Origin of the sequence: Psychrobacter sp. Ps1 (assembly GCF_022129425.1) — a bacterium.
Classification (GTDB): domain Bacteria; phylum Pseudomonadota; class Gammaproteobacteria; order Pseudomonadales; family Moraxellaceae; genus Psychrobacter.
In genome coordinates, this window is record NZ_JADQAN010000003.1 from 65,902 (window position 1) to 79,548 (window position 13,647).

Annotated in this window: 11 protein-coding genes; 3 read left to right on the forward strand and 8 right to left on the reverse strand. The window is 42.9% G+C overall.

Features of this window, described 5'->3' with window-relative positions:
• Positions 1-143 precede the first annotated feature (143 nt).
• Complete coding sequence (locus I3249_RS02035) at positions 144-1,391, forward strand: cation:proton antiporter (RefSeq protein WP_238068314.1); 1,248 nt, start codon at positions 144-146, stop codon at positions 1,389-1,391.
• Between the two features lie 55 nt (positions 1,392-1,446).
• On the opposite strand, the gene I3249_RS02040 is transcribed toward I3249_RS02035, so the two are convergent.
• From I3249_RS02040 to I3249_RS02055, 4 genes are all read right to left on the reverse strand, one after another.
• Entirely contained in the window at positions 1,447-2,898 is a 1,452-nt protein-coding gene (locus I3249_RS02040) for a serine hydrolase domain-containing protein (RefSeq protein WP_238068316.1), read from the reverse strand.
• A gap of 219 nt (positions 2,899-3,117) precedes the next feature.
• A complete protein-coding gene (locus I3249_RS02045) occupies positions 3,118-3,690 on the reverse strand; it encodes a sulfur transferase domain-containing protein (RefSeq protein ID WP_238068317.1) in 573 nt (190 codons plus the stop codon).
• A 58-nt stretch (positions 3,691-3,748) separates the two neighbouring features.
• Positions 3,749-4,663 (reverse strand): MaoC/PaaZ C-terminal domain-containing protein, encoded by a 915-nt coding sequence (locus I3249_RS02050; protein ID WP_238068318.1) that lies wholly within the window; start codon positions 4,661-4,663, stop codon positions 3,749-3,751.
• A 324-nt stretch (positions 4,664-4,987) separates the two neighbouring features.
• The gene (locus I3249_RS02055) at positions 4,988-6,388 is read right to left on the reverse strand and encodes a 3-oxoacyl-ACP reductase (RefSeq protein ID WP_101205406.1); all 1,401 of its coding nucleotides are present in this window, start codon (positions 6,386-6,388) and stop codon (positions 4,988-4,990) included.
• A gap of 560 nt (positions 6,389-6,948) precedes the next feature.
• Here I3249_RS02055 and I3249_RS02060 point away from each other — a divergent pair.
• Together I3249_RS02060 and ppk2 are read left to right on the forward strand one after the other, a co-directional pair.
• Entirely contained in the window at positions 6,949-8,478 is a 1,530-nt protein-coding gene (locus I3249_RS02060) for an acetyl-CoA C-acetyltransferase (RefSeq protein ID WP_238068319.1), read from the forward strand.
• Between the two features lie 185 nt (positions 8,479-8,663).
• Positions 8,664-9,743: a polyphosphate kinase 2 gene (gene ppk2, locus I3249_RS02065; protein ID WP_238068320.1), complete on the forward strand. Its 1,080-nt coding sequence runs from the start codon at positions 8,664-8,666 to the stop codon at positions 9,741-9,743.
• A gap of 164 nt (positions 9,744-9,907) precedes the next feature.
• On the opposite strand, the gene I3249_RS02070 is transcribed toward ppk2, so the two are convergent.
• The 4 genes from I3249_RS02070 to lpxK all read right to left on the reverse strand — a co-directional run bounded on the left by I3249_RS02070 (position 9,908) and on the right by lpxK (position 13,594).
• Entirely contained in the window at positions 9,908-10,255 is a 348-nt protein-coding gene (locus I3249_RS02070) for a PilZ domain-containing protein (RefSeq protein WP_102090942.1), read from the reverse strand.
• 111 nt (positions 10,256-10,366) lie between these two features.
• Positions 10,367-11,497, reverse strand: a complete 1,131-nt coding sequence (locus tag I3249_RS02075; RefSeq protein ID WP_238068321.1) for a DNA polymerase III subunit delta' — start codon at positions 11,495-11,497, stop codon at positions 10,367-10,369.
• Between the two features lie 104 nt (positions 11,498-11,601).
• On the reverse strand, positions 11,602-12,414 hold the full coding sequence (gene kdsB / locus I3249_RS02080; RefSeq protein ID WP_238068322.1) for a 3-deoxy-manno-octulosonate cytidylyltransferase: 813 nt from the start codon (positions 12,412-12,414) through the stop codon (positions 11,602-11,604).
• Positions 12,415-12,463: 49 nt separating this feature from the next.
• The gene (lpxK, locus tag I3249_RS02085) at positions 12,464-13,594 is read right to left on the reverse strand and encodes a tetraacyldisaccharide 4'-kinase (protein ID WP_238068324.1); all 1,131 of its coding nucleotides are present in this window, start codon (positions 13,592-13,594) and stop codon (positions 12,464-12,466) included.
• Between the last annotated feature and the right edge of the window lie 53 nt (positions 13,595-13,647).

Consider the following 13,647-nt stretch of genomic DNA (forward strand, 5'->3'; position numbering starts at 1 on the left):
TTTTTTGCGGTAATTATTTTATTTTGACGTCATGATAAAGAATATCCGTGACTGACTATCAACCATTGCTGTGAATTGTCATCAATACCTAAAATTACCCTCTTAAAATCGACCCTTAAAACATAACGACGTGCGTAAACCCTATGATTGAAAAATACAACTTATTCTTATTAATCTGCGGGATTGCCTTTTTACTAGGGGCATTGTTTCCTGTTATTTTTAAGCGCACCTCTATCTCATTACCGATGCTTCAAGTCAGCTTCGGTCTGATGATGGGCTACTGGTGGACGTCTTTATCCTTTTTAGACCCACTTGATAACGGTTTACTCATCGAAAAGCTGACTGAGATTGTTGTACTGGTCTCATTGGTTGGTGCCGGTATTAAAATCGACACTGAGTTGTCTTGGCGACTGTGGCGACCAACAGTAAGACTGCTACTCATCACCATGCCTATTGGTATTTTTGCGATGGCAGTCTTGGGGTATTACGCGTTTGGTTTAAGCCTTGGTGCAGCTATTTTATTAGGTGCAGTGTTAGCACCTACTGATCCCGTGTTAGCTTCGAGCATTCAGGTGGGACCTCCCAATACAGGAGGAGAAGACACACCGCGCTTTACCTTAACATCAGAGGCCGGGTTGAACGACGGTTTGGCTTTTCCGTTTGTGTACCTAGCGATTAAGATCGCAGAAGCGTTCAGTGAAGGCAAAGCCTTTACTTACGAGATGCTATGGTCGTGGTTTACTCATGATGTCTTATGGAAGATTGGCGCAGGCGTAGTGGTGGGTGTATTGGTTGGTAAAATATTGGCCAAAGTCGTGTTTTCTAAACATACCCGTGAGACTACCATCTCGCAAGGCTATGTGGTTATTGCATTGACGCTACTAGCCTATGGACTTGCCGAGTATGTACACAGTTATGGCTTTATCGCTGTATTCGTGGCCGCATTTGCGTTTCGTCGCTCGGAGTGTGAGCATACCTATCACCAAAAACTGCATGATTTCGCTGAGCAATCAGAAGGCTTACTGATGTCATTAGTGCTGGTTATCTTCGGTATGTTCCTTGGTCAAGGATTGCAGGCAGGTGTCGAGTTGACATGGCGTGTCTATATCGTCAGCTTTACTTTCCTACTACTCATACGTCCGATTGGTGGATTTATTGCCTTATCAGGATTGAACTTACCTCATACCGAGAAATACGCAATATCGGCTTTGGGTATTCGTGGTATCGGTACCCTATATTATCTTTCCTATGCGCTTAATCAAGGTTTCTTCGCGGATGAAGATGCGCTTAAATTGTGGATTGTTTGTTCAATTGTCATTTTGACTTCTATTTTTATCCATGGTCTCAGCGCATCAAGATTGCTTAAAATGACACCAAACGAGCAGCATTAACATTAATGCTGCTTATATTTAAAACAGAATCAATTCGCGATCAAAACTAGCATTGTTAAAGTATCTCTTCTACCCAGCTTAAGACGGCTTCTGTCAGCGCAAACTGACGAACGTCATTGAGCATAGTGGTATCAAAATTATGAATAAAAGCAAATGACAATTGGCGTTCAGGGTCGCACCAAGCAACCGATCCGTTATATCCCATATGCCCAAATCCTGATAATGCAGGACTCATTCTCTTATCCGTATCATCGTTGTTAGCATACAAGCTGAATAATCTATGGTAGCCCAATCGCCATTTCATAGCCGCTGGCATAACCGCATCTAAACCCTCAACCTGCGGCGTAGATAACTGCTCAAAAGTAGCACTATCAATCAGCGTCTTTCCTTGCCATACGCCACCATTAGCGAGCATTGCATAAATCGTTGCCAGTGCTTTAGCGGAAGCGACACCATTTGCCGCTGGAATGACCGCCTGTAGTGTCTGACGATTATAATAGTCAAGGGCATGCTTGCCAGCAGGTATCAGCGCTGCCTTATAGTTTTTTAGATTAAGCTGACTGGTATTGAAATATAAGCTATTGATACGCGCCGTATTCAATACAGGTTTTACGTTATCAATATCAGGGCTATCTAGATTTTCATCAAGGCTGTCATCAAAGCTACTTTGCGTCTCAGCTGCACGCTTATCATTTATCATTTTCTGTTGCCAGCAATGATAACTAGGTAAGCTTGCATAAGTACGTAAAGTCTCTTGAGAGTCTACTTTTAAGGTTGGTTTTTGGCGTCTCGATTTTAATTGGGAGCTCGTATCCTCTGTTTCTTCAAAATCTTTGGCCAATTTTGCCACCTGATCTACTTTACTATCTGGCACACCAAAATAGCAGCTGTCGGCAATACCCAAAGGCTCCGTTAGATACTGGCGCAGTGCTGCAGCGAACGGTAGATTCGTAACCGCCTCTACTAAGCCGCCCAATATCCAACCGTAGACCAATGCACTATAAGCACTGTCATACTTGGGCGCATCTTCGGGAGAGGTAATGGGCATCGCTGCAATATGGCTCAACATCGTATCCCAATCGAGTACCATCTCGCTATCGACATCAATACTTTGAATCGAAAACAAATCGGCCTGATGTGACATGACTTGTCGCAACGTAATTTGGTCTTTACCATTTGCAGCAAACTCTGGCCAGTAATGGGCAATAGGTTTGTCATATTCAAGCAGCTGCTGCGAAACCAGCACATGAACCAACGTTGCCAATACCCCTTTACCGGTAGAAAAATTAATCGCTAACGTATCAGGCTGCCACGGCATATCAGGACGCGCCATACCTGTACTGGCTTGCGCAATACACTGACCTGCTTGATACACGGCCACAGCCCCGCCAGCAGGTGCATCATCAAGCTGTAAATCTGTCAGTAATTGCTGTAATTTTTTTTGAAATTCAGCATTTATAGATGTATTAGAATTAGATGTATTAGAATTTTCTGTATTATGATCCATTATTATTACCTTGCTCCAGTGATATAAATTATTCTACTTTTAAGATGATAGTAATACACAAGCTATATAAAATATTCGAACCAGTATAAATGAATTATGAGCCAATAAAAAAGGCCACCTATTGGTCGCCTTTTTTATTATTTGTTTCAATGATATTTTTAAAGTTTACTAACGTCTAAACGTCTAAGACAGCACTAATATTCAATGCCACAAATCTAGTTAACGCGGTACTAGCAAACGATTATGAACTTCTTGTTCAAGCTTGGTCAAACCATGACTGCGACCACGTTCCATCGCTGTATCCATCTTACGTCCACGCAACCATCCTGCCCGCAGCGCTATTGCAGCTCCTACTCTATTACCCGACCCACAGTGCATAGCGACTTTTTTGCCATGATATTGACGTAGCACATTATCAAACGCCAATATCTTAAGCTGCTTTAGCTCTTTGGCACCGCTGATAGGCAGCTGTTCGTAGTGCATACCTGCTTGCTCAACTGCTGATGCCTCATCAAAGCTTAACTCATCATCAGGCTGCAAGTTGATGACGAGCTCGACGCCCGCTTTCGCTAAAGCCGCAACTTTTTCGTCGTCTAATGCACCGCACACGATAGTGTTTGCATCGGGACGAAAATAAGGCTCAAAGATATCGGCCAAATCAACGCCATTATCGGCACTAATATGAATGTTAGCGCCGCTATCATTAGCGGCAACCGTATTAGTCGCTATCGAGCTATCTGTTTGATCTACGTCTATCACGTTTTCTTCTGAAGGCATGTTTTGTGAAGTCATAATAATAAATATGTACGTTAAATATGGCTGTTAAAATAGAAGCTTTATGATGTTTATATTACTTGCTGTCGCTCTGTAAGGTCATAACACCCGCCAAATGCGGTTTATTGTTTTTAGAGCTATACAGTCCAAACTCACAAGTGTCGTCTACGTTTACAAGCTGGGCTACTGGCTCAGCAATCAGCTCTACTTCAGCTGGTAAAAAGATAGGCAGCTTAAATGAGACGTCAATTGTGTAAGCATCAGGCAAATCACCCATTAGAGCAAGACACTTAGCTTTTGACCACATACCGTGCGCAATCGCTTTAGGGAAACCAAACGCACGTGCTGATAGCGGATGTAAATGAATCAAGTTAAAGTCCCCTGAGACAAAGGCATAACGACGACCGATATCTTCTGGCACTTCAAAAATGCTATGAACACCTGCTTCGTTTACTTCAGGCTTGACCATGACCGGACGCGGCACGCTCTTCTTATCTTTACTGCTAGGTTTTTTGCTACGTGATAAATAAGTCGACGTACCTTCCCAGATGACTTCCTCTTCTGACTTTACGATAGTGACAAAGTCAAACTGCTGACCTTGGGCATGATCGCGCAGGTTATCAAAAGTGACCGACATTGCTACCGTTTCACGTTCCCCAATCGGGCGATACTGGGTGACGCTATTATCGACATGGACAAGACCTAACATGGCAAATGGGAATGGCTCTTTGACCATCATGTTCATTTGCAGCGTCTGTGACAATACTGAAAAGTAAGTTGCTGGCACTTTACCATCATCAGCAAAACCGCAAATTTTGCGATAGTCATCTAGGTTTTCTTGATCGATATGCAAGTCATCTACATAGTAAGTAGATTGTGGCAACTGGTCTCTACTGACCTTGCCACCATTACCGATAGGCAATAAGCTTTTGACAATATTGGCGTAAGTAGTGTGCGCTTTTGGCAACGCATCATAATGTTTGTCTGACATAAGTACATCCTAAGTGTGGCTTGAACAAGTTCTTTAACGTATATAAAGACAATCTGCAGTCATTGACTAAAGCCTACTATTAAATCATCTAATAAGCATTAAATTTAATCAACCTCATGAGTATCTTTAACAGCAAAAAATAGTTTGGCTATTGGTTCTTGTGTTTTTATCATAAAAAAGCCACCCTTGGGCAGCTTTATTACACTTTATCAGAGATTATTTCGTAAGCATATGTGATACAAACAAGAAATAATAGGTCATATGATACAACTACTGTCTCTATCTGTACCTTATTTCTCACATATACTTATCAATTAATCAACATTACGCACCAAGTAAGCTTTGACCACAGACGCGAACCGTGTTGCCATTTAGACCGCCAGACGCAGGTGACGCGAACCATGCAATAGTCTCAGCCACATCTACTGGCAAACCGCCTTGGCTCATTGAGTTCATGCGGCGACCAGCTTCACGAATAGCAAATGGAATGGCTTCTGTCATTTGGGTTTCGATGAAGCCAGGAGCGACTGCATTGATTGTCATGCCTTTAGCATTGTCTTCTAATTGCTTGGCAGTTGCGTTAACCAAACCAATCACCCCAGCTTTAGAAGTGGCATAGTTGGTCTGACCCATGTTGCCAGCAATACCTGAAATTGACGACACACATACGATACGTGCGTTTTCTTTTAGTACATCATTATCCAACAAGTAGCGATTCAATCTAGCGATACTGCCTAAGTTGATATCGATGACCATATTCCATTTTTTTTCATCCATCTTAGCCAACGTCTTATCACGAGTCACGCCAGCATTATGGATAATTGAATCTAGACCACCACGTTTTTGGGCAGCGTCAGCGATTTCTGCACCAGCGTCTTCACTAGTGATATCTACCGTCAAAGCAGAACCACTGATTTCGCTAGCAACTTTTTGTAGGTCAGCTTGCTGCTGCGGTACATCTAGACAGATAACATGAGCCCCTTCACGAGCCAATACACGAGCGATAGCTTCGCCAATACCGCGACTTGCGCCAGTCACTAGCATCGTTTTGCCGCCCAAAGGCTGGTTCCAGTCAACATCGACTGAGCTGCCTTTACTGACACGTACTACTTGTCCTGATACATAAGCTGAACGAGCTGAGGTAAAAAAGCGTAAGGTCGAATCTAGGTTTTGCTCTGCGCCTTCTTCAACATAAATCAGCTGCGCTGTGATACCGCGCTTAAACTCTTTACCCACTGACTTCACAAAACCTTCAAGCGAGCGTTGAGCCATTGCTGTTTCAATATCAGTGATGTTCTCTGGCGTACGACCAACCACAACCACACGGCCTGATTTTTCTACGCGGCGTGCAACTGTATGGAAAAACTCATAAAGCTCTTTTAGCTGTTCAGCATTGCTAATATTGCTGGCATCAAAAAGCAGTACTTTGAATTGATCATCGCCGCCCGTGTTAGCTTTTGCCTCAACGCCTGCATCAGCAAGTGCGTCTTTGATATCATCACTGCTGTTTACATATACTTCGGCATGGACGTCTGACAGGATACGGGCAACAGACTCACTGACACTCTTGTCATCACCAGTAGCACGGCCAACCAATACGCTACCACGCACCAAACGCTCGCCGCTTTCGAAACGATCAAGCGTCGTTGGCATTGGCAAACCTAAGTTTTTTGCTACTTTTTTGCCAATAGAAGATTGAACAAAATCACCGTAACGGTCTGACATAATATAATCCTTATAATTAATGATTCGTATAATAATAAAAAATGCAATGAATCTATTATATAGAGACATTGACATCGTCATTATTTAAATTTAGTAAATCGCCTCAAAACTAGCCTAACTATACACTTCCCTTATAAACAAGTCCAAAAACAGATAATGTCTACAACAATCTGTAAACAAGTCAGTATACAAGCCAGTATACAAGCCAGTCGTTTTTAGCAGCGTTAAGCGCCACTATAACATGTTAAAATCTGACCTATAGGTTATGGCATACTTAATTATTGATAACAATATATTATCAAACGTACTGTTATGCAATGCTAATATTTCTTACTAGCCAGTCTATTAGAGCGATGCGTCATGGTCATGAATCTACTACCGACCTCATACAAGCGTCACATAGTTTGCTAAAGAGATACATTAAATGAATAAAAACGCCTTATGATAAACAGCTGTATTGCGTAATAAATGATAATATTTGCTTGTATAAAATAACTTAACTATTTTTTATTGTTACCTATCACTTTTTACTTCTACCCATACTTTTTAAGGATAATATTATGAGTAATAAAAACAATCATCCAGATAGCCCTGTTGTTGAAAGTACAGTTGTTAAAGCAACGGATACAAAATCGGATACAGCAAAAAAAGAAACCGCTGCAAAAAACACCACGACTAAAGACACCACGACTAAAGACACCAGCGCTAAAGAAACTACTAGCAAAAAAGCAGTCGATGAAAAAGTAGAAACCACTGTTGCCAAAAAACCTGCTCCAGCTAGAAAAGCCAGCGCAACCAAACCAGCTTCAAACCTAAACCGTGTTGCGATCTTAGGTGGTAACCGTATTCCATTTGCGCGCTCAAATGGATCATACGCTGATGTTAGCAACACAGATATGCTAACAGCTGCATTGGACGGTTTAGTTGAGCGTTATAACCTGCAAGGCGAAACCGTAGGTGAAGTGGTATCTGGCGCAGTCATGAAACTTAGCCGTGATATCAACCTTACTCGTGAAGCCACATTGAATACCGCGCTAAACCCACATACGCCAACTTATGATATCTCACAAGCTTGCGGTACTGGCTTACAAGCAACCTTTGCTTCTGCTAACAAGATTGCACTTGGTCTGATTGATTCGGCGATTGCTGGCGGTGTAGATACTACTTCTGACGCTCCTATTGCTGTCGGCGATGGCTTGCGTAAAGTACTGATCAAACTTGGTGCAGCAAAAGACAACAAGCAACGTCTAAAAGCATTAATGGGCTTAAATCCAAAAGACTTAATCGATTCACCGCAAAACGGTGAGCCGCGCACTGGTCTATCAATGGGCGATCATCAAGCGATTACCACGCTTGAATGGAATATCAGCCGTGAAGCGCAGGATGAGCTTGCATTTAACAGCCATCAAAACCTAGCACGCGCTTATGACGAAGGTTTCTTTGACGACTTAATCACGCCATACAAAGGCCTGACTCGTGATAACAACTTGCGTCCAGATACTACATTAGAAAAACTGGGTAAATTAAAGCCAGTATTTGGTAGAAAAAATGCCAACCCAACGATGACTGCTGCCAACTCTACGCCGCTTACTGACGGCGCTTCTTGTGTACTACTAGGTACTGATGAGTGGGCAAAAGAGCACGGGCTAAAACCACTTGCTTATATCGTCCATCAAGAAACCGCAGCAGTAGACTTCATCGGTAAATCTGGTACCACAGAAGGCTTACTAATGGCACCAGCTTATGCGGTACCACGTATGCTTGAGCGCGCTGGTCTGACTCTACAAGACTTTGACTTTTATGAGATTCATGAAGCCTTCGCTTCACAAGTACTATCAACCTTAGCTGCTTGGGAAGATGAGAAATTCTGTGAAGAGCGCTTAGGCTTAGATGCACCACTAGGTTCTATCGATCGCAGCAAATTAAACGTAAACGGTTCATCACTAGCGGCAGGTCATCCATTTGCAGCAACTGGTGGTCGTATTTTAGCTACTGCTGCTAAATTATTGGATCAAAAAGGTTCGGGTCGTGCACTTATCTCTATCTGCGCAGCAGGTGGTCAAGGCGTGACTTGTATCCTAGAAAAATAAGCTTGGTTACTTTTAAGTGAAAAAGATACGCTGACTTATTATTTTAATCAGTACATATCTATTAATAAAAAATGCCCTTTAATTTATTTAAAGGGCATTTTTTATTGTCTGTACTTTGCTATGATAGAAACGACCTAGATAGTAGCCTCTTAAAAAAGCCGATACGCAAAACAAAGGTAATATTTATGGGTAAGACAAAAATTTTATTAAGAAAAATGAGGCAAGTCATTTTTGGCTCTGAAAAACTGGTGATGACAGAACCGCTTGCAACCGCTGATTTTCAATCTCTAACGACTGAGGAGGATATAGATCGGTACCATCAGGAACAAGCCATTCTTACTGAACGCATCGAAAAAGACATTCTTGATGATGATTTACGTCGAAAAATGCACCAAGACTTAATCGATACATATGATGAAGAACTAGAAAATGAAATAGATGACTATGCACGTGACTTTCGTTTTAACGGACGTGAGATGAGCGAGCAAGAAAAACTGGATCGACGCACCTACTTTCAAGAGTTGGTACGACTACAGCGAGAACTGATAAAACTACAAGATTGGGTAGTTGATCGCGGTGAGCGTATCGTCGTTATTTTTGAAGGGCGGGATTCTGCTGGTAAAGGTGGCGCCATTAAACGCATTACCCAACGGTTGAACCCACGCGTGTGCAGGGTAGCTGCCCTGCCGGCTCCCACTGAGCGCGAGCAAACGCAGTGGTACTTCCAACGTTACGTAGCCCACTTGCCTGCAGCAGGCGAAATCGTATTGTTTGACCGTAGTTGGTACAACCGCGGAGGCGTTGAGCGTGTCATGGGGTTTTGTACTGACGCTCAATATGAAGAATTTTTTCAATCAGTACCAGAGTTTGAGCGTATGCTCGTACGCTCAGGCATTCGCTTAGTAAAATACTGGTTTTCTATCACTGATGATGAGCAACATGCACGATTTATGAGCCGAATATATGATCCGCTTAAGCAGTGGAAACTCTCACCAATGGACCTACAGTCGCGCCGACGCTGGGAAGATTACACCAAAGCAAAAGAAACCATGTTTGAGCGTACTCATATTCCTGAAGCACCCTGGTGGGTTGTCGAAGGCAATAATAAAAAACGTGCTAGGCTGAACTGTATTGCCCATTTTCTCGACCAAATCCCTTACAAAGAAGTGCCTCGTGACGAAATTGAGTTACCCAATCGCAAACGCGATGATGAGTACTACCGCGAACCTATTCCCGATGATATGTATGTGCCGCCTCGTTATTAAGCGACTAGCGCCTACTACTATAAAAATCTAAAGAAACTTGATCTAAAAAAGCAGCCTTACTAATTAATAAAGCTGCTTTTTTATATTAATCAGTTAAAAATCACAGCCAAACTCATCAAAGATACAGGTGTGATTTCTAGATACTACCTAGTTATTAATAGATACTACATAGTATAAGTCGATTGCAAGCTATCGATTTTTCCCGCTAGCAAGCGCTCAACTTCATTCTTGATTCTTTGGCCAGAGACATCATTACCAATTTGCACAGCAAACCCTGCAGGTCGACTGCCCTGACTCTTAGAGTTAATCCAAACCACCTTACCATTCATTGGTAGGCGCTCACTAGAGTTGGGTAGCGTAATGGCAATAAACACTTCATCACCCAATTGCTGAGATTTGTCAGATGGTACAAACAAAGCGCCATTACTGACAAAAGATAAATAGCTGGCATATAACATTTCGATACTTTCATAATGACAGGTTAAAATCCCGCCACGTCCTGGCATTGCCATAGTCAGCTTCCTTCATCAACTGGGTTTAATATGTGTATATAAATAATTGATAGTATAGAGTTAAGAACAATTGTAAATTTTCGAGCACTAATTAAATGCTCAAGCATGGCTCTATAAGCTTGCCAACTCTTGCATTAGCTTATCATAGGCAAATTTTTCTTGCACATTTTGTTGCAGTGCGATTTTGGTCTGCTGCACGCTGTTGGCAAATGCCTCTAACCCGCTATCAGTAGGATGATAAGTCGCCAATATCGTTGATAGATTGACATCCGTTTGTAGTTCACTCAGCCCCAAACAGACACGGCGTATATCAAGGAGCATCAGCTCAGACAGCTGTATAAATTCTTTAATATTAAGCTGACCTTGCCAATAATCACTTGCCGCCACACCACTGCGTTTACCGCTACGTAGCGCCTGCCATGTGGTCAACCATAAGCTGCGCTTGCTATACCATGGTGCTTGTGCCAAAGCTATAGCAGCTAACGGCGCACCATTGGCCAGTTGTATCAACTGCTCAATCGCAGCGGTACCGACGGCTTCGCGGTTAATCGTATGACCTAGCGCCTGCGTCACATAATCGACAGCAACAGTCGGCTCAATTGTCTGTAATGCTAACTGTTGCACACGACTCTTAATCGTTGGCAATAGCTGAGCAGGCGTATCACTAATCAAAAACAGATGCACCTGCGCTTGCGGTTCTTCCAATGTCTTAAGCAGCGCATTAGCAGCGGCCACCGTCATTTTTTCAGCGTGATCTAATACACAGATGCGCATCCCTTGCCCGCCTTGATAAATAAAAGGCTGCAAAGCACGAATATCATCTACTTTGATCTTAAGTGCGCTATTGCTAGTAGCTTTAGCGCCTTTTTTATCTTTTGTACTGCTTGATTTTTCTTGAAGCGCATCGCTCTCGGCACTGATAGGCATACTAACGAGTGGTAATACTTGTAGGCTCGGATGAGTTCCCGACTTGAGCCATTGACAGCTCTCACATACTTCACAAGCACCTAGTGGGTGTGTACCACGCTCATGGCATAATAGCCAAGCGACCAACCGCCATACAAAGGCGCGTTTGCCCATACCTTGCATACCAGCAGCGAGCAATGCATGCGGCAAAGACTGCTGCTTAAGTACGCGCTCGGTCAACTGTAACCACAGTACTTTTTGCCATGGCAATAGTGGCGCAAAATACATACGGTCTGTGTTATCTAGTGCGTCCATATTTCCTGTCAAATTATTCATGGTTATGGCTCTGTCACATTGATTAGGTACTTTAGGTATAGCCACGACAACAATACTTTAGCGTCGTAGGAAGCTTAGAATCGCACGCAACTTTGCTCAGGCTGTTACTTAGTAGTGTTGTGAAAGTTATCTAAGCTCATCGCGTTTAGACGGTCTAGATCTTCTTGTGTATCGACACCCGCTGGTAACTGACAGGCAGCTTCTGCGATGGCGATATGCTGACCATTTTCTAAAACACGTAATTGCTCTAAGCTTTCAAGTATCTCAAGTGGCGTTTGTGGCCAGTTTACGAACTGCTGTAATAGACTGACACGATAAGCGTATAAACCCAAATGACGATAGGCGTTCTTTGGTGGTTGCATCTGATTATTATCAGCTAATACAACATCACGGTCACAAGGAATCGGTGCGCGGCTAAAATAGAGCGCACGCTGTACGTTATTAGCAGATTGGCTGACCACTTTTACTACCGATGATTTTTGGAACGTATCATAGTCATCGATAGGCTCACAGAGTGTGGCCATCACGCTATCCTCATCCGCTACCAAAAGCGCCTGTACTTGCTCCAAAAGCAATGGCGGTACAAGGGGCTCATCGCCTTGCATATTCACCACAATATCGTGGTCAGCCCAACCTTTGATAGCTGCTACCTCTGCCAAACGATCCGTCCCTGAAGCATGCTCGCTACTGGTCATAACAACATCAAATCCTGCATCGGTGCAAACTTTTGCAATTTGCTCATCATCAGTCGCTATACACATGTCATCAGCAAAACTTGCTGTCTGCGCTTTTTCTGCTACCCAAAGTATCATCGGCTTACCATGAATAGCTAGCAATGGCTTACCAGATAAGCGCGTACTTTTAAAACGTGCAGGAATCACGATATGGGTTTTGGCAGGTGTGGTGGCGAACGACATGGCGTATTCCTATAAAAATGGTACGGAAATTTAAAACATTAGCTGATATTTACAATGAGGTTGACGTGTTCATATCATGGTCGATACGAATCCCTAGCGCCTTTAGTTGCTCATCTAGATTATGATAACTATTCTCTGATAATACAGCCGTCACTGGCAACACCCATAATCTACTGACAAGATCTATATACTCATCATAGAGTGCTTGTGTCGCTGTATAGTCTGCCAATAATGCGCTGATTTTTACCGCATCTTTACTGGTTACGATAATAGGATAATCACCATATTGTAAAAGCTCAGTCAAACTAAAATCATAATGGTCAGGGTAAGGATGCCCTATGACCTCAAAGCCAATAGATTCTAAGGTATCAAAAAACCGCTGTGGATAGCCGATACCACTAACAGCATGAACTCGGCTATTATTAGTAGGCTTAACACTATTTAGTTGAGCTTCACTCGATGTAGAATTCCATAAGTGTTGCAACTCATCAGCTTGCAAATGCATGATCAAACGGTCAGCAGACTGTATCTTATTACCACTTCTAGAATTCTGAGTTAAATCTGTACTTGGTTTTTCATGATAGATAACATTTGCACCCTCTAATCGTGACATCGGCTCACGCAAAAAACCCGTTGGTAGTAGCTGCTCATTGCCAAACCCACGGGCGGCATCTACCACAATCCATTCGATATCACGCTGTAGTGCATAGTGCTGCAAACCATCATCTGCAATAATCAATTGTAAATCAGGCTTTGCCTTTAACAGAGTAGCAATCGCTTGCTGACGATTGGGGCATACTGCCATCGCAGCCCCTGTCATATGGACAATTAAGCAAGGCTCATCCCCTACTACACTTGGCAAACTAGTCGCGGTAACCAATGCTGGCATTTGACTCGAATCCCCACCATAGCCGCGACTGATAATCCCGACTTTGACGCCTTTGTCTTGTAAATAATTAACCAAAGCAATAATCAATGGTGTCTTACCGCTACCACCGACACTGATATTTCCGATTACCATGATGGGAATGGGCGCACGATAACTTGATAGCAAACCAATTTTATAAGCTTGACGGCGGAGCATGGTAATGAGTCCGTACAACCAGCTAATGGGTAGCAATAGCCACAACCAAAGAGCCTGCCGTTGCCATGCACGTGTCACTGTCGTTTCAATGCTCATGTTTATTGACCACTTATTCTATAAATTCAGTGCCGCTTTATCATAAGATGTAT